Annotated in this window: 16 protein-coding genes; 6 read left to right on the top strand and 10 right to left on the bottom strand. The window is 60.9% G+C overall.

The genetic code is table 11. The features are described from left to right. Window positions 1-13: 13 nt before the first annotated feature. The 3 genes from BK665_RS06405 to BK665_RS06415 all read right to left on the bottom strand — a co-directional run bounded on the left by BK665_RS06405 (window position 14) and on the right by BK665_RS06415 (window position 3,389). Window positions 14-385 (bottom strand): YcfL family putative periplasmic lipoprotein, encoded by a 372-nt coding sequence (locus BK665_RS06405; protein WP_123403897.1) that lies wholly within the window; start codon window positions 383-385, stop codon window positions 14-16. Between the two features lie 15 nt (window positions 386-400). Then, window positions 401-1,795: a COG3014 family protein gene (locus BK665_RS06410; RefSeq protein WP_123403899.1), complete on the bottom strand. Its 1,395-nt coding sequence runs from the start codon at window positions 1,793-1,795 to the stop codon at window positions 401-403. A 196-nt stretch (window positions 1,796-1,991) separates the two neighbouring features. Then, entirely contained in the window at window positions 1,992-3,389 is a 1,398-nt protein-coding gene (locus tag BK665_RS06415) for a COG3014 family protein (RefSeq protein WP_123403901.1), read from the bottom strand. Between the two features lie 153 nt (window positions 3,390-3,542). Between BK665_RS06415 and BK665_RS06420 the strand changes: the two genes are divergently transcribed. Beyond that, window positions 3,543-5,441, top strand: coding sequence for an FTR1 family protein (locus tag BK665_RS06420; protein ID WP_123403903.1), 1,899 nt, complete (start codon window positions 3,543-3,545; stop codon window positions 5,439-5,441). A 123-nt stretch (window positions 5,442-5,564) separates the two neighbouring features. Beyond that, a complete protein-coding gene (locus BK665_RS06425) occupies window positions 5,565-6,020 on the top strand; it encodes a YaiI/YqxD family protein (protein WP_123403905.1) in 456 nt (151 codons plus the stop codon). A 119-nt stretch (window positions 6,021-6,139) separates the two neighbouring features. On the opposite strand, the gene elbB is transcribed toward BK665_RS06425, so the two are convergent. Then, window positions 6,140-6,808 carry an isoprenoid biosynthesis glyoxalase ElbB gene (gene elbB, locus BK665_RS06430; protein ID WP_123403907.1) on the bottom strand — a complete coding sequence of 223 codons (669 nt, stop codon included), beginning with the start codon at window positions 6,806-6,808 and terminating at the stop codon, window positions 6,140-6,142. Window positions 6,809-6,923: 115 nt separating this feature from the next. Here elbB and BK665_RS06435 point away from each other — a divergent pair, with 115 nt between their 5' ends. After that, window positions 6,924-8,159 carry a sterol desaturase family protein gene (locus tag BK665_RS06435; protein WP_123403909.1) on the top strand — a complete coding sequence of 412 codons (1,236 nt, stop codon included), beginning with the start codon at window positions 6,924-6,926 and terminating at the stop codon, window positions 8,157-8,159. On the opposite strand, the gene BK665_RS06440 is transcribed toward BK665_RS06435, so the two are convergent. After that, entirely contained in the window at window positions 8,140-8,772 is a 633-nt protein-coding gene (locus tag BK665_RS06440) for a DedA family protein (RefSeq protein ID WP_123403911.1), read from the bottom strand. The two genes, BK665_RS06435 and BK665_RS06440, sit on opposite strands and share 20 nt — an antisense overlap. 219 nt (window positions 8,773-8,991) lie before the next feature. Here BK665_RS06440 and hemB point away from each other — a divergent pair, with 219 nt between their 5' ends. Beyond that, window positions 8,992-10,005, top strand: coding sequence for a porphobilinogen synthase (gene hemB, locus BK665_RS06445; RefSeq protein ID WP_123403913.1), 1,014 nt, complete (start codon window positions 8,992-8,994; stop codon window positions 10,003-10,005). Between the two features lie 18 nt (window positions 10,006-10,023). Next, window positions 10,024-12,249: a polyphosphate kinase 1 gene (ppk1, locus tag BK665_RS06450; protein WP_123403915.1), complete on the top strand. Its 2,226-nt coding sequence runs from the start codon at window positions 10,024-10,026 to the stop codon at window positions 12,247-12,249. Window positions 12,250-12,519: 270 nt separating this feature from the next. On the opposite strand, the gene ppx is transcribed toward ppk1, so the two are convergent. From ppx to BK665_RS06480, 5 genes are all read right to left on the bottom strand, one after another. Next, complete coding sequence (gene ppx, locus BK665_RS06460; protein ID WP_123403919.1) at window positions 12,520-14,022, bottom strand: exopolyphosphatase; 1,503 nt, start codon at window positions 14,020-14,022, stop codon at window positions 12,520-12,522. Window positions 14,023-14,253: 231 nt separating this feature from the next. After that, window positions 14,254-14,991 (bottom strand): amino acid ABC transporter ATP-binding protein, encoded by a 738-nt coding sequence (locus BK665_RS06465; RefSeq protein ID WP_123403921.1) that lies wholly within the window; start codon window positions 14,989-14,991, stop codon window positions 14,254-14,256. Beyond that, window positions 14,978-15,628 (bottom strand): amino acid ABC transporter permease, encoded by a 651-nt coding sequence (locus BK665_RS06470; RefSeq protein ID WP_123403923.1) that lies wholly within the window; start codon window positions 15,626-15,628, stop codon window positions 14,978-14,980. The genes BK665_RS06465 and BK665_RS06470 overlap by 14 nt, the downstream gene beginning before the upstream one ends. Continuing rightward, entirely contained in the window at window positions 15,625-16,293 is a 669-nt protein-coding gene (locus BK665_RS06475) for an amino acid ABC transporter permease (RefSeq protein WP_123403925.1), read from the bottom strand. Before BK665_RS06475 ends, BK665_RS06470 begins: the two co-directional genes overlap by 4 nt. A gap of 21 nt (window positions 16,294-16,314) precedes the next feature. Beyond that, window positions 16,315-17,100: a transporter substrate-binding domain-containing protein gene (locus BK665_RS06480; protein WP_123403927.1), complete on the bottom strand. Its 786-nt coding sequence runs from the start codon at window positions 17,098-17,100 to the stop codon at window positions 16,315-16,317. Between the two features lie 254 nt (window positions 17,101-17,354). Here BK665_RS06480 and BK665_RS06485 point away from each other — a divergent pair, with 254 nt between their 5' ends. After that, a complete protein-coding gene (locus BK665_RS06485) occupies window positions 17,355-18,062 on the top strand; it encodes a FadR/GntR family transcriptional regulator (RefSeq protein WP_123403929.1) in 708 nt (235 codons plus the stop codon). Window positions 18,063-18,140: the final 78 nt, after the last annotated feature.

An 18,140-nucleotide genomic window follows, 5' to 3' on the forward strand; every position in this document is an offset into this window, starting at 1 on the left:
GAATAGGGTCGGGTTACGGCGTCTTGATTTCGAGACGGAAATCCACGGCTTTGGCGGTCGGCGCGATGGCCTGGATGAAGCTGGTCTGTTCGCCATACATCATCTGGCTTTTCCAGGTTTCTTCTTCCGCGACCGGGAAGCCCTCAGGGCCGAGCCAGGCAAAACGGTAGTAGAAGGTCTTGTTGTTGAAGCTGGTGTTGCTCAACTGCACATTGACCGTCTGGAAGCCGTTTTCCCGAGCCACGCGCATGGCGCCGACCACGATGTTCTTGAGCTTGCCCATGGCCACGACTTTACTGGCGGCGCTGCCCGGCTCCGGTGGTGGCGGGGTGGCGCACCCGGCCAGCAAGGCCAGGGCGACGACAGCGATGAGTTTGAAGCGCATGCAAAGACTCCGTTCTTAAGGTTGTTTGAAGCTGGCCACGGCGGTCGGGTTGGCGCTGGTGATCACGTGCGCGGCCAGGCCGCTGGCGAAAACCTGATTACCCACGGCGCGCAAGGTGATGACCTGATAACGCTGATCCACCGTCACCTTGACCACCGAACCGCCCACGGCGCTCGGCAGGGTGACTTGGTGCTCGCCTTTCTTCAAGCGCAAACGCACCACTTGGGTGTTGTCCGGCAGGGTGCGCCACGTACGGGTATCGGCACCTTCGAGCACGGCTGAAGAAATACCTACCGCCAGGCCTGCCAGCGGGTTGGTTTCGTTGATCTTCTTCTGCGCCACGCCTTTGGTGATGGCCCGCACAGTGGTGCGCAGGATGATGCCCGGCATGTCGTCACGCAGGGCGCGGCGGGACATGGCGGTGGTGCTGTTGAGTTGGGTCAGGTTCAGTTGCTGACCATCGACACCAATCTGGGTGAAGGTCGCGGTCGAGGTGTCCGGCTTGATGATCGGGAACGACAGCGGGGTGATCACGAGTTGGTTGCTGATCGGCAATGGCAGCGGAATGCGGATCGAATCCCGGGACGGCGCCAGGCCGCTTTGCACCACGATCAGGATGTCGCTGTCGTCGGTCTTGGCCGGTTTGTCGAGGTTGACCAGTGCCTGTTCCAGCAGCGGGATGTTCGGGCGCAGTTCAACAGCCTTGCGATAACCCGGCGCGGCGAGGTCTTTTTCACCCAGGGCTTCGTAGACGAAACCGGCCAGGTAATGGCTGAACGCACTCTGGTAGCTGTTTTTCAGGCTGACCACGTCCGGCGCATCGAGGCTCGCAACCGGGTAACCCTGCAGGTCTTTGTACTGGGTCTTGATGCCTTCTTTCTCGGCCTCGTCTTCGCTCTTGAGGTATTCCTTGTCCCGCAGATCGGCGATGACCGCTTCACGCTCGTGAGTCTTTTTGATCGACATGCGCGCGCCGTCGAAGTCGTTCACCGCCAGCAGATTGAGGGCCATCTGGGTGGTCAGCATGACTTTCTCGTAGTCGTAGCCTTCGTAGCGACGGACCTTGTCGTTGACCAGAAAGCTGCCGAACTGTGCCAGGTACTTGTCGGTATCAAGTTTGACCGAGTCTTCCCACTTGCCCACCACCTGATCGGCGCTGGTCCAGGCATTCTGGCTGCCCGACAGATCGCCCTTGGCCCGCAGCAGTTCACCTTTCTCGAAGTAATAGAGCAGGTCTTTGTCCGGGCCGGTGTTGTTCTTTTCCAGCAGGGTCAGCGCGGCATCGACGTTGCCGGCGGCCAGTTGCTGGTTGGTTTGTGCCAGTTCGGAGTCGTAGTTGCGAAACGCCGAACAGCCGGAGAGCAAGGTGACCGCGCTGAGTGCGATCGAGGTAAGGGCGCGAGAGGCCATAGGGGGTACTTCTTCCCTGAATAGAAGCAGCCGCACGTGCTGGTCGGGCTGTTGGGACCTATCGGCAGGGACACTGGCGTCCTGCCAATTCCTCATGGTCTGAGGAGCTTAAATGCCACGAGGGCGCGGCATTATAAGCTCGGATGCTGGCCATGTAATGGCTTTTTAACTACATCTTTTCACAATGTGCCATTACTTATTTCTGGCTTGATACCGGCGCAGGCCAGGACTGCACGGACGTCTTGCCGACAACGAAGGCCACGGTATTCAGGGTGCGCAGGTTGATCACTTGGAAGTCGTGGTCGATACGCAGGGTTACCGGCGCAGTGCCGGGCGCGTTCGGGGCGGTGAACAGGTGATCACCTTTTTTCAGGCGTAGACGTGCGACCAGGGTTTTGTCCGGCAGAGTGCGCCATACACGGGTGTCAGCCTCCTCGAACGGGTCTTCGGCGGTCACCACCAACGAGGCCTTGGCCGGGTTGCGTTCGTTTTCCTGGGCTTGGATGATCGCCGCCATGTTGGCGCGGAACATCGCTCGCGAAATGATCGCGGGCATGTCATCGCGCAAGGTGCGCAAAGCCATGTCGGTGACGCTGTTGAGTGCGGTCAGCGGCCGTTTGCGACCATCGACGATGATGTGGTCGAACGTGGGCGTGATGGTGTCCGGAATCATTACCGGGAAAGAAATCGGCGCAACGATCACCAGATTTTCGTTGAGCTGCACCGGAATCGGCACGCGCACCGAACTGCGTGCCGGCGCCAGACCGCTTTGGACGATGATCAACACATCGCTCTCATCGGCTTTTTTCGGCGGTTTGTCGAGATTGCGCAGCGCCTGCTCCAGAAACGGCAGATTCGGGCGCAGTTCGATGGCCTGGCGATAACCCGGCGCGGCGAGATCCCGTTCGCCCAGGGCTTCGTAGGTAAAGCCCGCCAGGTAATGACTGAAGGCACTCTGGTAGCCGTTCTTCAGTTCGATGACGGCGGGCGCATCAAGGGTGGTCACCGGATAACCCTGCAGATCCTTGTAGTGCACCGAAATGCCCTGGGCCTTGGCCTGCTCTTCGAGTGCTTCGTACTGTTTCTCCCGTTGGCGGGCAATCAGCGCTTCGCGTTCGTGGGTTTTCTTAATGTCGGCGCGAGCACCATCGAAGTCATTCGCCGCCAATTGGTTAAGGGCCATTTGCGTGGTCAACATGACTTTTTCGTAGTCGTAACCTTCGTAGCGACGCAGTTTGTCGTTCACCAGCATCGTGCCCATTTCGTTGCCAAAACGGGTGAGCAGTTTCATCGCGCCGGAGGGCACCGCTTCTTCGCGCTGGAAAATCATCTGGTCGGCGCTGCGCCAAGCCTTCTGGCTCTGCGGCAGCATGCCGGCGACACTCAGGATGGCGCCTTTCTCGAAGTAATAGAGCAGATCCTTGTCTTCCCAGGGATTGTGCAATTCCACCAGGTCCAGCGCCCCCTGAAGGTTGCCCACCAAGAGTTGGTCATTGGTCTGTTGCATCTCCTGATCGTAATTGCGGTACGCGGCACATCCACTCATCTGCAGGACAAGGCTGAGCAGCAGTGAGAAAAACAGGTGTGGGCGCATGGACGGTGATTCTTCCCTGAACGGATATCGCGAAGAGAGGGCGATTCGCCGCTGAATTTATACGCAGCCATGCAGGAAATACCAACAAAGCTTGAGTGAAACTCATTGGAAGTGAACAATGTGTTACTTCGTATTTCCCTTTGAGATTCATTCATGATTGCCTCCTCTCGTTTTCTGGCGTGGCTAGTGCTGCCGGTGATCGCGCTTTGCAGCCTTAATGCGCTGGCCGAGACAGCCGAAGGTGCGCCCAAAGCACTGCATTTACTCGACTACATTGGCGCCGATTACCCGGCGACGGTCGAGGCTGGCAAGGTTATTGATGAGTCTGAATACCGTGAACAGCAGGAATTCCTCGGCGTTCTGAAAGGTTTGATCGCTGAATTGCCGGCCAAGCCTGAGCAGGCCGAGCTGGAACAGGGTGTCAGCAGCCTGGGCGCGGCTATCGCGGCGCGCAAGGATGGCGCCGATGTCGTCCGTCAGGCCCGCCAACTCGGTGCGAAACTGGCGGTGGCCTATGAAGTCAGCCAGGCTCCGGTCATTACGCCAGACCCGACTCGCGGTGCGCCGTTGTATGCCCAGCAATGCTCGGTGTGTCACGGTGATGCCGGCGCCGGTGACGGCCCGGCGGGCGTGGGCATGACGCCGCCGCCGGCCAATCTGCGGGATGCTGCGCGACTGGATCGCCTGAGCCTCTACGCCATCTACAACACCCTCGGCCAAGGTGTCGAAGGCACCGACATGCCGTCCTTCGCCGATCAACTGGATGACCGCCAGCGCTGGGACCTGGCGACTTACATCGCGGGTTTCAGTGCCGACCCGGCCGCAGCGAAATCCGAAAAGACCTACAACATCGCCGACCTGGCCCGTCAGACCCCGACCGAAGTACTGGCTGCCGAAGGCCCGCAAGCCGTGGCGACCTTCCGTGCGCAACGGGCGCAACCGCCGCAGGTCAAGCGTGGCCCGGCGCAATTGCTCGATTACACCGCCGCGACCCTGGACAAAAGTATCGCCGCCTACCGGGCCGGCGAACACGATCAGGCCTACGACCTGTCGGTGGCCGCGTACCTGGAAGGCTTTGAACTGGTCGAAAGCTCCCTGGACAACGTCGACGCCAAGGTGCGCAAAGACACCGAAAAATCCCTGATGGCCTACCGTCAGTCGTTGCAGGACGGTTTGCCAGTAGCCCAGGTCGAGCAGCGTCTGGACGCAGCCAAGGCGAAGTTGAAGGAATCCGCCGGCCTGCTGGGCAGCGATGGCTTGAGTTGGTCCTTGAGCTACATCTCCGGCCTGTTGATTCTGCTGCGCGAAGGCCTGGAAGCGATTCTGGTGCTGGCGGCGATCCTCGCATTCCTGCGCAACACCGGCCAGCAATCGGCGGTGCGCAGCGTCAACGTCGGTTGGGGTTTGGCGTTGTTGGCCGGTTTGGCGACTTGGGCGCTGGCGGCGTATGTGATCGATGTCAGCGGTGCCCAGCGTGAACTGCTCGAAGGCTGCACCGCGCTGTTCGCCAGTGTCATGGTGCTGTGGCTTGGCGTGTGGATGCACGACCGGCGCCACGCGGCAGCCTGGCAGGATTACATCAAGAGCAGCCTGGTGGGCGGTGGCGGGCGTTTCGGTTTCGCAATCCTGGCGTTTTTCTCGGTGTATCGCGAATTGTTCGAAGTGATCCTGTTCTACGAAACCCTGTGGTTGCAGGCCGGTCCTGCCGGGCATAACGCGGTATTGGCGGGTGGCGCCACGGCGCTGGTGCTGTTGGTGGGCCTGGCCTGGGTGGTCCTGCGCGGCTCGGCGAAACTGCCGCTGGCGCTGTTTTTCGGCATCAACGCCGGGCTGCTGTGCGCGTTGTCGGTGGTGTTCGCCGGGCATGGCGTGAAGGCGTTGCAGGAAGCCGGGATCTTCGGCACCCGGCCGGTGCCGTTCTTTGATTTCGACTGGCTCGGGATTCACGCGGATCTGTATTCGCTGAGTGCACAGGCGCTAGCGATCATTGCGATCATCGTGCTGTATAGCCGTAGTCGCATGGCGGAGAAGCGGCGGGTGCAAACGTCTTAAGTCCGCGTCGTCCCCATTCGCGGGCAAGCCTCGCTCCTACAGGATTCGCGCACCATTTGCGGTGGCGTATAACCTGTAGGAGCGAGGCTTGCCCGCGAAGCTTTTAAAAAGAGGAAAAACACAATGCGTGTCTGGATCGATGCCGACGCCTGTCCCCGGGCGGCCAAGGATCTGGTGGTGAAGTTCGCCCTCAAGCGCCAGTTCGAGGTGGTGATGGTGGCCGGCCAGCCGCAGATCAAACCGGGTTTGGCCCTGGTGAAGTTGATCGTGGTGCCCAGCGGTCCCGACGCGGCGGACGATTACCTGGTGGAACACGCCGTGCCCGGTGAGCTGGTGATTTGCAGCGATGTGCCATTGGCCGACCGGTTGGTGAAGAAGGGCGTTTCAGCGCTCGACCCACGGGGCAAGGAGTTCGATGCGCAGAACATGGGGGACAGGCTGGCGGTACGTAACCTGTTCACCGACTTACGGGAGCAAGGCCAGATGAGCGGCGGCCCGGCGCCGTTTGGCGAGCGGGAGAAACAGGCGTTTGCCAATGCGCTGGACCGGATCCTCACTCGGTTGACCCGCAAACCCTGAGCCACACTGAGAACCCCTGTGGGAGCGGGCTTGCTCGCGAAAGCGGTCTGTCAGTCGGCATTAATATCAACTGAAAGGACGCCTTCGCGAGCAAGCCCGCTCCCACATTTTGTTCCGCGTTACACGTCGTTTTCGTGGGTCAGTTCGAGGACGCGGTCGACCAGTTTGTTGATACCGGAGGCCGCCTCGCTAATCGTCTGCGCCAGCATATACGCCGGTGTACTCACCAACTTGCGGGCCTTGTCCTCAACAATGTCGCCCACCGCGCAATCGGCATGGGTGGCGCCCATTTTGTTCATGGCCGCCGCCGTGTCGGCATCGTTGCCGATGGTGCAGGTCACGCCCGGCCCATAGATCTTCGCCGCTAACGCGGGTGAGATGCAGATCAGGCCCACCGGTTTCCCCGCCTCGGCAAAGGCTTCGGTCAGGGCCAGGACGTCCGGTTGCACCGTGCAACCGGCGCCTTCGACCGCGAAGTTGGAGAGGTTCTTGGCCGCGCCGAACCCGCCCGGCACGATCAGCGCGTCGAAGTCTTCGACGCTGGCCTCGCGGATGTCCTTGATCTGGCCCCGGGCAATGCGCGCCGATTCCACCAGCACGTTGCGCGACTCGGGCATTTCTTCGCCGGTCAGGTGATTGATCACATGCAACTGCGCGATGTTCGGTGCGAAGCACTGCACCTGGGCACCGCGCTGGTCCAGGCGCAGCAGGGTGATCACGCTTTCGTGGATCTCGGCGCCGTCGTACACGCCACAGCCGGAAAGGATCACTGCAATTTTTTTGCTCATGGGCTTTTCTCCAGATTCATGGCGTTAAATGTCCACTAATTTGTCACTCGTTGCCATAGGGTTAATTCCCGGCTACACCTAGGATCTGTCATCACGATTCCGTTCAGGGCGCGTCATGAACTTCATTCTGTATGCGGTGCCGTTCTTCTTTGTGCTGATTGCCGTCGAACTGCTGGCCGACCGTTGGCGCGGGGTCAGCAACTATCGCCTGGCCGACGCGATCAACAGCATCAGCACCGGCGTGTTGTCCACCACCACGGGCCTGTTGACCAAGGGCGTGGGGCTGCTGACGTATGCGTTTGCCCTGGAACACTTGGCGTTGTTCAAGCTTGCGGGCGATAGCGTCTGGGTCTGGGTATTCGCCTTCGTCCTGTATGACTTCTGCTATTACTGGCTGCACCGCATGGGCCATGAACGCAACATCCTCTGGGCCGCGCATTCGGTGCATCACCAGAGCGAGGACTACAACCTCTCCACGGCCCTGCGCCAGACCAGCACCGGGTTCCTGCTGAGCTGGATCTTCTACCTGCCCATGGCCGTGCTCGGCGTGCCGCTGCTGGTGTTTGTCAGCGTGGCGGCGCTGAACCTGCTCTATCAATTCTGGGTGCACACCAAACACATTCCCAAGCTTGGCTGGTTCGAGTGGTTCTTCGTCACGCCATCCAATCATCGGGCTCACCATGCACAGAACGCTCTCTACATGGATCGCAACTACGGCGGGGTGTTCATTATTTGGGACCGTCTATTTGGCTCGTTCCAGGAAGAGGACGACAACGAACCGGTGATTTTCGGCGTGACCACGCCGCTGGCGAGCTGGAATCCGCTGTGGGCCAACGTGCAGTTTTATGCGCAGTTGTGGGATGACGCGAAAAGGGCGCAGAGCAAGTGGGACAAGCTGCGGATCTGGTTCATGCGCACCGGTTGGCGCCCGGCGGATGTGGCGGCCCAGTACCCGATGAGCAAGCCAGACCTGAGCCAGTTCCGTAAATTCGAAGTGCCGCTGGATGGGCGTCAGCAGCTGTATGTGGCGCTGCAGTTCTGCGTCTACATCGCCTTGGGCAGCTATTTGATGAACCTGGAACCGAGCCTGCCGACCGCCGCATTAGTGCTCGGCTGGGGCGCGATCGCGCTGGGGTTGTTTACCTTGGGCGTGGCCCTGGAAAATCGCCCGTGGGCGTGGAAGCTGGAGCTGCTGCGGCTGGCGTCGAACCTGCCGCTGGTGTGGCTGGCGCCGCTGGTGGGGCTGTGGCCGGCCAGCGCGGTGGGCTGGGTCGGCCTGCTCAGTTACAGCCTGCTCAGCGGGATCGGTCTTTACTGTTGCCGGAACCGCTTTACTCGACTGGCGTCTTAGGCCCGTCGATCCTGGCTTGTTCAGCTTTCAGGGCTTGCTCGTCGGCGTAGATCTTCTTCGCCAGGCGGGCATTCTTGAAACGCCGACGCAGCCACAGGATCAGACCCAGCACCAGCAGCGCGCCGAGCACCCATAGTTCGTACTTCTTGACGCTGCCGAGCAAACCTTCAAGCACCGCACCGAAGTGATAGGCCGCCGCCGCCAGCGCGGAGGCCCAGATCGCAGCACCGATCCCGTTCAGCAGCAGGTAACGTCCCGGCGGATAGCCCGACAGGCCGATCGCCACCGGCATCACTGTGCGCAGACCGTAGACAAAGCGAAAGCTCAGGACCCAGATGTCCGGGTGCTTGCGGATATGCTCCAGCGCCCGGTCGCCCATCAATTGCCAGCGTGGTTTGCGTGCCAGCAATTTGCGGCCGTGCTTGCGCCCCAGGAAGTACCACAGCTGATCACCGGCATAACTGCCGAAGAACGCCACGACGACGACCAGATTGATGTCCATGTATCCGCGAAACGCGAGGAAGCCCGCGAGCACCAGGATGGTTTCGCCTTCGAAGAACGTGCCGAGAAAAAGGGCAAAGTAGCCGAAGTCATGCAGAAATTGTTGGAGCATTGTCTGGGTGCTGGCGAAATGAACGCGCAGCCTAACCCTTCAGGCACATTCAGGAAAGTGTCCAAATGTGTCTCGACGTGAACAATTCCTACAAGGACAATGGAATGCGGCTACAGGGAGGAGCGTCCTCACGGGGATAAGCACAACTGTCATGTCTTCGTCATAATGGCCGCTTATAACTGTCACGCTCGCCCGCCAGCGCGGGCTCAGGAGTCTGCCGTGAGCTTTACCCCCGCCAATCGTTTGTTTCCTGCAACCCGCCTGCGTCGCAACCGTCGTGATGAATTCTCGCGTCGACTGGTCCGTGAAAACGTTCTGAGCGTCGATGACCTGATCCTGCCGGTGTTCGTGCTGGACGGTGAAAACCGTCGCGAAGCGGTGGCGTCGATGCCGGGCGTAGAGCGCCTGACCATCGATCTGTTGCTCGAAGAAGCCGCGAAGTGGGTTGAGCTGGGGATTCCGGCGCTGGCGCTGTTTCCGGTCACACCACCGGAACTCAAGTCTCTGGATGCCGCCGAAGCCTGGAACCCGGACGGCATTGCCCAACGCGCCACCCGCGCTCTGCGTGATCGCTTCCCGGAACTGGGTGTGATCACCGACGTCGCCCTGGACCCGTTCACCACCCACGGCCAGGACGGCATCCTCGACGAAGAAGGCTACGTGCAGAACGACATCACTGTCGATGCACTGGTCAAGCAAGCCCTGTCCCACGCCGCAGCCGGCGCTCAGGTGGTGGCCCCGTCGGACATGATGGACGGCCGCATCCAGGCGATCCGCGAAGCCCTTGAGCTGGCCGATCACGTCAATGTGCGGATCATGGCTTACTCGGCCAAATACGCCAGCGCCTATTACGGCCCGTTCCGTGATGCGGTGGGGTCGGCGCTGAACCTGGGCAAGGCCAACAAGGCCTCTTATCAGATGGACCCGGCCAACAGCAACGAAGCCCTGCACGAAGTGGCGGCGGACTTGTCAGAAGGCGCGGACATGGTCATGGTCAAGCCAGGCATGCCGTACCTGGACATCCTTTACCGGGTCAAAGAAGAATTCAAAGTGCCGACGTTTGTTTACCAAGTCAGCGGCGAATACGCCATGCACATGGCGGCAATCCAGAATGGCTGGTTGAGCGAAGGGGTTATTCTCGAATCCCTGACCGCTTTTAAACGTGCAGGCGCAGATGGCATCCTCACTTACTTTGCCGTGCGCGCCGCCCAATTGTTACGAGAGCAAAAATAGCCCTCCCAGGAACAGTCGATGAATACCGAAGGACTCTCTGAAGTTGCTGTAAAAGACGCTCAACCCCTGGTGGAGCAAATCGACGAAACCCCGCCGGATGTGGAGCCAGCTCCCGTCCCCGTGGTCACCGAGCCCGCTGTCGCGGCGCCGGCGGCGATTGCCGTTCCGGGCCTGGATGACAGCAGCCTGTACATCCATCGCGAGCTCTCGCAACTGCAGTTCAACATCCGCGTGCTGGAACAGGCGCTGGATGAGTCCTACCCGTTGCTGGAGCGGCTGAAATTCCTGCTGATCTTCTCCAGCAACCTGGACGAGTTCTTCGAGATTCGCGTGGCCGGCCTGAAGAAGCAGATCACCTTCGCCCGTGAACAGGCCGGCGCCGATGGCCTGCAACCGCACCAGGCCCTGGCCCGTATCAGCGAACTGGTGCACGGTCATGTCGACCGCCAGTACGCGATCCTCAACGATATTCTGTTGCCGGAACTGGAGAAACATCAGGTCCGCTTCATCCGTCGTCGTCACTGGACGACCAAGATCAAAACCTGGGTCCGTCGTTATTTCCGCGACGAGATCGCGCCGATCATCACCCCGATCGGCCTGGACCCGACGCACCCGTTCCCGTTGCTGGTGAACAAGAGCCTGAACTTCATCGTCGAGCTCGAAGGTATCGACGCCTTTGGTCGCGACTCCGGCCTGGCGATCATCCCCGCGCCACGTCTGCTGCCGCGCGTCATCAAGTTGCCGGAAGAGGTGGGCGGCGCAGGCGACAACTACGTGTTCCTGTCGTCGATGATCCATGCCCACGCCGATGACCTGTTCCAGGGCATGAAGGTCAAGGGCTGCTACCAGTTCCGTCTGACCCGAAACGCCGACCTCGCCGTCGACACCGAAGACGTGGAAGACCTGGCCCGCGCCCTGCGCGGCGAGTTGTTCTCCCGTCGCTACGGTGACGCGGTGCGTCTGGAAGTGGCCGACACCTGTCCGAAACACCTGTCTGACTACTTGCTCAAGCAATTCAACCTGCACGAGACCGAGCTGTATCAGGTCAATGGTCCGGTCAACCTGACCCGCCTGTTCAGCATCACCGGTCTGGACAGCCAGCGAGCGCTGCAATACACGCCGTTCACCCCGCAGATCCCGAAATTGCTGCAAAACAGCGAGAACATCTTCAGCGTGATCAGCAAGCAGGACATCCTGTTGCTGCACCCGTTCGAGTCTTTCACCCCGGTGGTCGATTTGCTGCGCCAGGCGGCCAAGGACCCGCATGTATTGGCGGTCCGTCAGACCCTGTACCGCTCCGGCGCCAACTCGGAAATCGTTGATGCGCTGGTCGACGCGGCGCGCAACGGCAAGGAAGTCACCGCGGTGATCGAATTGCGTGCGCGGTTTGACGAAGAGTCCAACCTGCAACTGGCCAGTCGTCTGCAAGCGGCCGGTGCGGTGGTGATCTACGGCGTGGTCGGCTTCAAGACCCACGCCAAGATGATGCTGATCCTGCGGCGCGAGGCCGGCGAAATCGTGCGTTACGCGCACTTGGGCACCGGCAACTACCACGCGGCCAACGCCCGTCTGTACACCGACTACAGCTTGCTGACCTCCGACGACGCCTTGTGCGAAGACGTCGGCAAACTGTTCAGCCAGTTGATCGGCATGGGCAAGACCCTGCGCATGAAGAAACTGCTGCACGCGCCGTTCACGTTGAAGAAGGGCATGCTCGACATGATTGCCCGGGAAACCCAGTTCGCCCTCGATGGCAAACCGGCGCACATCATTGCCAAGTTCAACTCGCTGACCGATCCGAAGATCATCCGCGCGCTGTACAAAGCCAGTCAGTCCGGGGTGCGTATCGATCTGGTGGTGCGCGGCATGTGCTGCCTGCGTCCGGGCATCGCCGGGGTCTCGCACAACATCCATGTGCGCTCGATCATCGGTCGCTTCCTGGAACACACCCGGGTCTTCTACTTCCTTAATGGCGGCGAAGAGCAGATGTTCCTCTCCAGCGCCGACTGGATGGAGCGCAACCTCGATAAGCGCGTCGAGACGTGCTTCCCGGTGGAGGGCAAGAAGCTGATCATGCGGGTCAAGAAGGAGCTGGAGCTTTATCTGACCGATAACACGCATAGCTGGAGCTTGCAGGCGGACGGTCGGTACATCCGCAACACCCCGACCGGCAACCAAAACCCGCGCAGTGCCCAGGCGACGTTGCTGGAGCGGTTGGGGAGTCCGATTCTGGCCGTGCGTTAACGCGCAAAACCCTGTGGGAGCGGGCTTGCTCGCGAAAGCGGAATGTCAGTCAATAATGATGTCGACTGACACACTGCATTCGCGAGCAAGCCCGCTCCCACAGGGGGATTGGTATCGGTTGCTGAATCGCGGACACAAAAAAAGGCCTTCCGAAGAAGGCCTTTTTCATTTTCAGCGAAAGTCTGTAGGAGCAAAGCTTGCTCGCGATAGCGCCCGCAAGATCGCCATCGCGAGCAAGCTTTGCTCCTACGGGGCCTTGTTCGGCGGGGGTTAGCGCACGTTCAGGGTGAACCCGACGCGGGTCAGCCATTCCGCTTCCAGGGCGAAGTCGGCCTGGGTCAGTTGGTTTTCGTCCAGCCAGTTGGCCGGGAACAACACGTCCAGGCTGTCGCCGTTGGCGTGCAGGGTGACCTGGGGCATTTCCTGGGTGCCGCGTATGTGATGGAACAGGATCGCAAAGCGCAGCAGCACGCACAGGCGAATCAACTTGCTGCCATCACTGCCGAATTCGGCAAACTTGTCCCGGGGAATATTGCGGCGGTGACCGCGCACCAACAGCGCAAGCATTTGCTGGTCTTCCCGGGAGAACCCGGCCAGGTCCGAGTGCTCGATCAGATAGGCGCCGTGCTTGTGGTAGTGATAGTGGGCGATGTCCAGGCCGACTTCATGGACCTTGGCGGCCCAGCCCAGCAGTTCACGCCAGACGCCATCGTCCAGATCCCAATCCGCCGCCACTTGATCGAAGGCATGCAGCGCCTTGCGTTCAACCCGCGCCGCTTGTTCCAGATCGACGTGATAACGCTCCATCAGCGAGCTGAGGGTGCGTTCACGGACGTCTTCGTGATGATGACGGCCCAGCAGGTCATAGAGCACGCCTTCACGCAGGGCGCCTTCACAGTGGTCCATGCGTTGCAGTTCGAGGGCATCGAAGATTGCTTCGAGAATCGCCAGGCCGGCCGGGAAGATCGCCCGGCGGTCAGGCTTGATGCCTTCGAAGTCGATTTTCTCTACATCCCCCAGTTTGATCAGCTTGCGCTTGAGCCAGGCCAGGCCTTCGGCGTTGACTTCGCCGGTGCCATGTCCGCCAGCCTTCAACGCCAACCCGATGGCGCGGATGGTGCCCGAGGAGCCGATGGCTTCATCCCAGGTCAGGCGATGCAGGGCGTGCTCGATGCTCATGATCTCCAGCCGAGCCGCCGTATACGCCTGGGCGTAGCGGGCCGGGGTGACCTTGCCGTCCTTGAAATAACGCTGGGTGTAGCTGACGCAACCCATTTGCAGGCTTTCGCGCAGCAGCGGCTCGAAGCGCTGGCCGATGATAAATTCGGTACTGCCGCCGCCGATGTCGGCCACCAGGCGTTTACCCGGAGTGTCGGCGAGGGTGTGGGAGACGCCGAGGTAGATCAGGCGCGCCTCTTCACGGCCGGAGATGACTTCCACCGGGTGGCCGAGGATTTCTTCGGCGCGGCGGATGAATTCGGCACGGTTGCGGGCTTCGCGCAGGGCGTTGGTGCCAACGATCCGCACGGCGCCGGGTGGCATACCGTTGATCAGTTGGGCAAAACGCTTGAGGCAATCAAGCCCGCGCTGCATCGATTCTTCGTTGAGCTGGCGCTCATCGTCGATGCCGGCGGCCAGTTGTACCTTCTCGCCGAGGCGCTCAAGAATACGGATCTCGCCGTTCTGGGCCTTGGCCACGACCATGTGAAAGCTGTTGGAGCCCAGGTCGATCGCGGCGATCAGGGACAGATTCTTGGCTTGGGATTGCGGCATGGTCAGGGGGTCTCGGTCGATAACCTCGACATCGTGCCACGATCAAACGCTGACGCCAACGCGTACGGCGCAAAGCCTTGATCCAGAGCACCCGAGCCCTGATCGTTCTGCGGTGAGAGTTGCGCCATGGCGGCTGGCCTCTTCGCGAGCAAGCCCGCTCCCACATTGGAATTCGTCCCCTGTGGGAGCGGGCTTGCTCGCGAAGGCGTCTTCAAAGACACCGCAAATCTTTCAGCCCGCCGCCTCAACGGTGCCAATGAAGTTCGCCAACTCCGCCGTCTGCGGATTGGCAAACAACACCTTCGGATCCCCCACCTCATGCACCTTGCCCTGGTGCATGAACACCAACTTATCCCCCACCTCCCGGGCAAAACGCATTTCGTGGGTGACCATGATCAGCGTCATGCCTTCCTTGGCCAGTTGCCGGACCACGCTCAGCACTTCATTGACCAGTTCCGGGTCCAGGGCCGAGGTGATCTCGTCGCACAGCAACACCTTGGGCGACATCGCCAGGGCTCGGGCAATCGCCACGCGCTGTTGCTGGCCGCCGGACAAGCGATCGGGGAACGCATCAAACTTCTCCCCGAGCCCGACCCGCTCCAGCATTTCTATTGCCAGTTCTCTGGCTTTCGCCTTGGGCACTTTCTGCACCACTTGCGGCGCCAGCATCACGTTCTCGCCCACGGTCAGGTGCGGAAACAGGTTGAACTGCTGGAACACCATCCCGACCTTCTGACGCAAACTGCGCAGGTCAGCGCGAGCGGCGTCCAGGTATTCGCCATCGACTTCGATCACGCCGTCGTTGATCGACTCCAAACCATTCAAGGTACGGAGCAAGGTGGACTTGCCCGAGCCGCTGCGGCCGATGATCGCCACCACCTGGCCTTCCTCGACGCTCAGGTCGATGCCTTTGAGCACATGGTGGTCGCCGTAATATTTATGCAGGGCCGAAATTCTAAGCAGAGGCATGCAGTCTCCTTTCCAGGTAGCGCGCACTGAGGGACAAGGGGTAGCAGAGCAAAAAGTAACCAAGGGCGACGAGGCCGTAGACCATGAACGGTTCGAACGTGGCGTTGGCGAGCATGCCGCCGGTCTTGGTCAGTTCGGTGAAGCCGATGATCGAGGTGACAGCGGTGCCTTTGACCACTTGCACGGAGAAGCCCACGGTCGGCGCCACGGCGATGCGCAGGGCCTGGGGCAGGATCACGTAGCGCAATTGCTCCAGCGGATTCAGCGCCAGGCTCGACGAGGCTTCCCACTGGCCGTTGGGGATCGAATCGACGCAACCGCGCCAGATCTCCGCCAGGTAAGCGCTGGTGAACAGCGTCAGCGCCACCGCAGCGGCCATCCACGGTGAAATCTCCACTCCGGCCAATGCCACGCCGAAGAACACCAGGAACAACTGCATCAACAGCGGCGTGCCCTGGAACAGTTCGATGTAGGTGCGGGCGAAGCTGCGGGGGAAGGTCTTTTTCGAGATACGCATGACCATGACCAGCAAACCGATCACGCCACCGCCGATAAACGCCACCAGCGACAGCGCCAGGGTCCATTGCAGGCCGGTGAGCAGGTTGCGCACGACGTCCCAGAAGGTGAAATCGCTCATTGGCTGCTCCTTGCAATGTAGCGCCGACCGATCCAGTTCAGCAGTTGGCGGATCAGCAACGCCATGCACAGGTAGATCAGCGTGGTCAGGGCGTAGGTTTCAAAGGCGCGGAAGTTGCGCGACTGAATGAAGTTGGCGGCGAAGCTCAGCTCTTCGGTGGCGATCTGCGAACAGACTGCCGAGCCGAGCATGACGATGATGATCTGGCTGCTCAGTGCCGGCCAGACCTTGCCCAGCGCCGGCAGCAACACCACGTGGCGAAAGGCCTCGAAGCGGCTCATCGCCAACGCGGCGGCGGCTTCCAGTTGGCCGCGAGGGATCGCCTGGATGCCGGCGCGAATGATCTCGGTCGAATAAGCCCCGAGGTTGATCACCATCGCCAGCACCGCTGCCTGCCATTCGGAAATCTGCACGCCGAGGGACGGCAGACCGAAGAAAATGAAGAACAACTGCACCAGGAACGGCGTGTTGCGGATCAACTCGACATAGACGCCGAAGATCGCCGAGAACGGGCGGATGTTCCACGCCCGCACCAACGCCCCGACGATGCCCAGGCCCACGCCGAACACCGCGCCGATGGCCGTCAGTTCCAGGGTGAACAGCGCACCGCGCAGCAACAGGTCGGTGTTTTGCACCACCGGTAGAAAATCGAACTGGTAAGCCATGGACAGTCTCCCCCGCGACGATCAGAGATCAGCCGGCAGCGGCTCTTTGAGCCAGGTCTGGGAGTTTTTCTCCAGCGAACCGTCGGTCTTGGCGGTGGCGAGGATCTGGTTGACCTTGTCCAGCAGCGCCGCTTCGTTCTTGTTCACGCCGACATACACCGGCGAATCCTTGAGCTTCACTTTCAACGCTGGAATGCGTTTCGGGTTCTTCTCGCTGATCGCCACCATCACCACGTTGCCGCTGGCGATCAGGTCGACCTGGCCGGCGAGGTAGGCGGCGATGGTCGAGTTGTTGTCTTCGAAGCGCTTGATGGTCACGCCTTCGGGGGCGACTTTGGTCAGCTCGATGTCTTCGATGGCGCCACGGGTGACGCTGATGGTCTTGCCCTTGAGGTCGTCCAGGGTTTTGATCGCCGCGTCTGGCGGGCCGAACACGGCGAGGTAGAACGGTGCGTAGGCGCTGGAGAAGTCGATGACTTTCTCCCGCTCAGGGTTCTTGCCGAGGCTGGAAATCACCAGGTCGACCTTGCCGGTGGTCAGGAACGGAATGCGGTTGGTGCTGTTGACCGGGGTCAGTTCGAGTTTGACCTTGAGCTGGTCGGCCAGCAGTTTGGCGGTGTCGATGTCCAGGCCCCGGGGTTTCATGTCCGGGCCGACCGAACCGAACGGCGGGAAGTCCTGGGGCACGGCGACCTTGAGGGTGCCGCGCTTGACCACATCCTCCAGACCGTCGGCGTGGGCGGGTGCCTGGCTCAGCATCAGGCTGGCAAACAGGGCTGCGAGGAGGGCGCTGTAACGCTGGGTCATGGCAAATCTCCGAATCGACGAGAAGTTTTCTGCGAATCGACAGAGCACGGCGCATGCCAACATTGTGATTGCGGGGTGGCAGGCCGCGGGTTTGCTGGTGTTGGTCGGTCTTACTGGTCTGAACAGTCAGCTCCGGTTTCGCACCCCGATAGCGCATCGCTGTTGATCGTCGAACCCTGGTGGGGCACGACTTGCCGGGCGCGGCGAATAGCTTTACAACTAGCCGCTTATTGGCCTGGTTCGTCTGGAAAACCATGAACTCGATCTCTCGCGCCGTACCCGAAGTGGCGCTGCAAGCCATCCGCAAACTGATTACCGAGCAGGGTTTCGGGCCGGGGGATGCCTTGCCCTCGCAACGGGATTTGGCGGTGCAGTTGGGCGTCAGCCGGGCGTCGTTGCGTGAGGCGTTGTCGTCCTTGAGTGCGCTGGGGGTGATCAGCATTCAGCCGGGCAAGGGCGTTTTCGTGCAGTCGCCGGTGGAGTTGCCCCGAGGTGATGCGGCGGCGAGCTGGCCGTTCGCGGCCCAGGCCTCGCCACTGGATATCTTCCAGTTGCGCTATGCCTTGGAAGGCTTCGCGGCGGGGCTGGCGGCGGTGACCTTGAGCACGTTCGAGCTCGATGCCCTGGAAGACAACGTGGCCGCCATGCGCAACGAATTGAAGGCCGGCGACTTCGATGCCGCAGCGCGACTGGACTTCGAATTTCACCGGCGCATCCTGCTGGCCAGCGGCAATCAGGCGATGTTGAGCATCCTGACCGCCAGCGCCGACATCTTTCTGGAGAGCCAGAAGCTACCGTTCATCCGGGCCGAACGGGCCATGGAAACCTGGCAGGAACACCGCAAAATCCTCCGCGCACTGGCGCGCCGGGCGTCCGGGGCGGCGCAGAAAGCGATGCAGGAACATGTACGCAATGCCGCGCTGCGCACTGGAATTGCCTTCGTCGCTCCCGCCACGTCTTGACTTGAGCTATACCCAAACTCATGGACCACCATAGCGAGACTCAATCATCTGCACCTTCCTGAACGAGGGAAGGGCGGC

The sequence above is a fragment of the Pseudomonas frederiksbergensis genome (assembly GCF_003732665.1).
GTDB lineage: Bacteria > Pseudomonadota > Gammaproteobacteria > Pseudomonadales > Pseudomonadaceae > Aquipseudomonas > Aquipseudomonas frederiksbergensis_G.

What these genes read in the sequence shown, in the direction of transcription:
- elbB (WP_123403907.1), bottom strand. Translation starts at nt 6,808, where the DNA reads ATGAGCAAAAAAATTGCAGTGATCCTTTCCGGCTGTGGCGTGTACGAC.
- BK665_RS06440 (WP_123403911.1), bottom strand. Translation starts at nt 8,772, where the DNA reads ATGCTCCAACAATTTCTGCATGACTTCGGCTACTTTGCCCTTTTTCTC.
- BK665_RS06425 (WP_123403905.1), top strand. Translation starts at nt 5,565, where the DNA reads ATGCGTGTCTGGATCGATGCCGACGCCTGTCCCCGGGCGGCCAAGGAT.
- BK665_RS06480 (WP_123403927.1), bottom strand. Translation starts at nt 17,100, where the DNA reads ATGACCCAGCGTTACAGCGCCCTCCTCGCAGCCCTGTTTGCCAGCCTG.
- BK665_RS06420 (WP_123403903.1), top strand. Translation starts at nt 3,543, where the DNA reads ATGATTGCCTCCTCTCGTTTTCTGGCGTGGCTAGTGCTGCCGGTGATC.
- BK665_RS06485 (WP_123403929.1), top strand. Translation starts at nt 17,355, where the DNA reads ATGAACTCGATCTCTCGCGCCGTACCCGAAGTGGCGCTGCAAGCCATC.
- BK665_RS06475 (WP_123403925.1), bottom strand. Translation starts at nt 16,293, where the DNA reads ATGGCTTACCAGTTCGATTTTCTACCGGTGGTGCAAAACACCGACCTG.
- BK665_RS06405 (WP_123403897.1), bottom strand. Translation starts at nt 385, where the DNA reads ATGCGCTTCAAACTCATCGCTGTCGTCGCCCTGGCCTTGCTGGCCGGG.
- BK665_RS06470 (WP_123403923.1), bottom strand. Translation starts at nt 15,628, where the DNA reads ATGAGCGATTTCACCTTCTGGGACGTCGTGCGCAACCTGCTCACCGGC.
- BK665_RS06415 (WP_123403901.1), bottom strand. Translation starts at nt 3,389, where the DNA reads ATGCGCCCACACCTGTTTTTCTCACTGCTGCTCAGCCTTGTCCTGCAG.
- BK665_RS06465 (WP_123403921.1), bottom strand. Translation starts at nt 14,991, where the DNA reads ATGCCTCTGCTTAGAATTTCGGCCCTGCATAAATATTACGGCGACCAC.
- ppx (WP_123403919.1), bottom strand. Translation starts at nt 14,022, where the DNA reads ATGCCGCAATCCCAAGCCAAGAATCTGTCCCTGATCGCCGCGATCGAC.
- ppk1 (WP_123403915.1), top strand. Translation starts at nt 10,024, where the DNA reads ATGAATACCGAAGGACTCTCTGAAGTTGCTGTAAAAGACGCTCAACCC.
- BK665_RS06435 (WP_123403909.1), top strand. Translation starts at nt 6,924, where the DNA reads ATGAACTTCATTCTGTATGCGGTGCCGTTCTTCTTTGTGCTGATTGCC.
- BK665_RS06410 (WP_123403899.1), bottom strand. Translation starts at nt 1,795, where the DNA reads ATGGCCTCTCGCGCCCTTACCTCGATCGCACTCAGCGCGGTCACCTTG.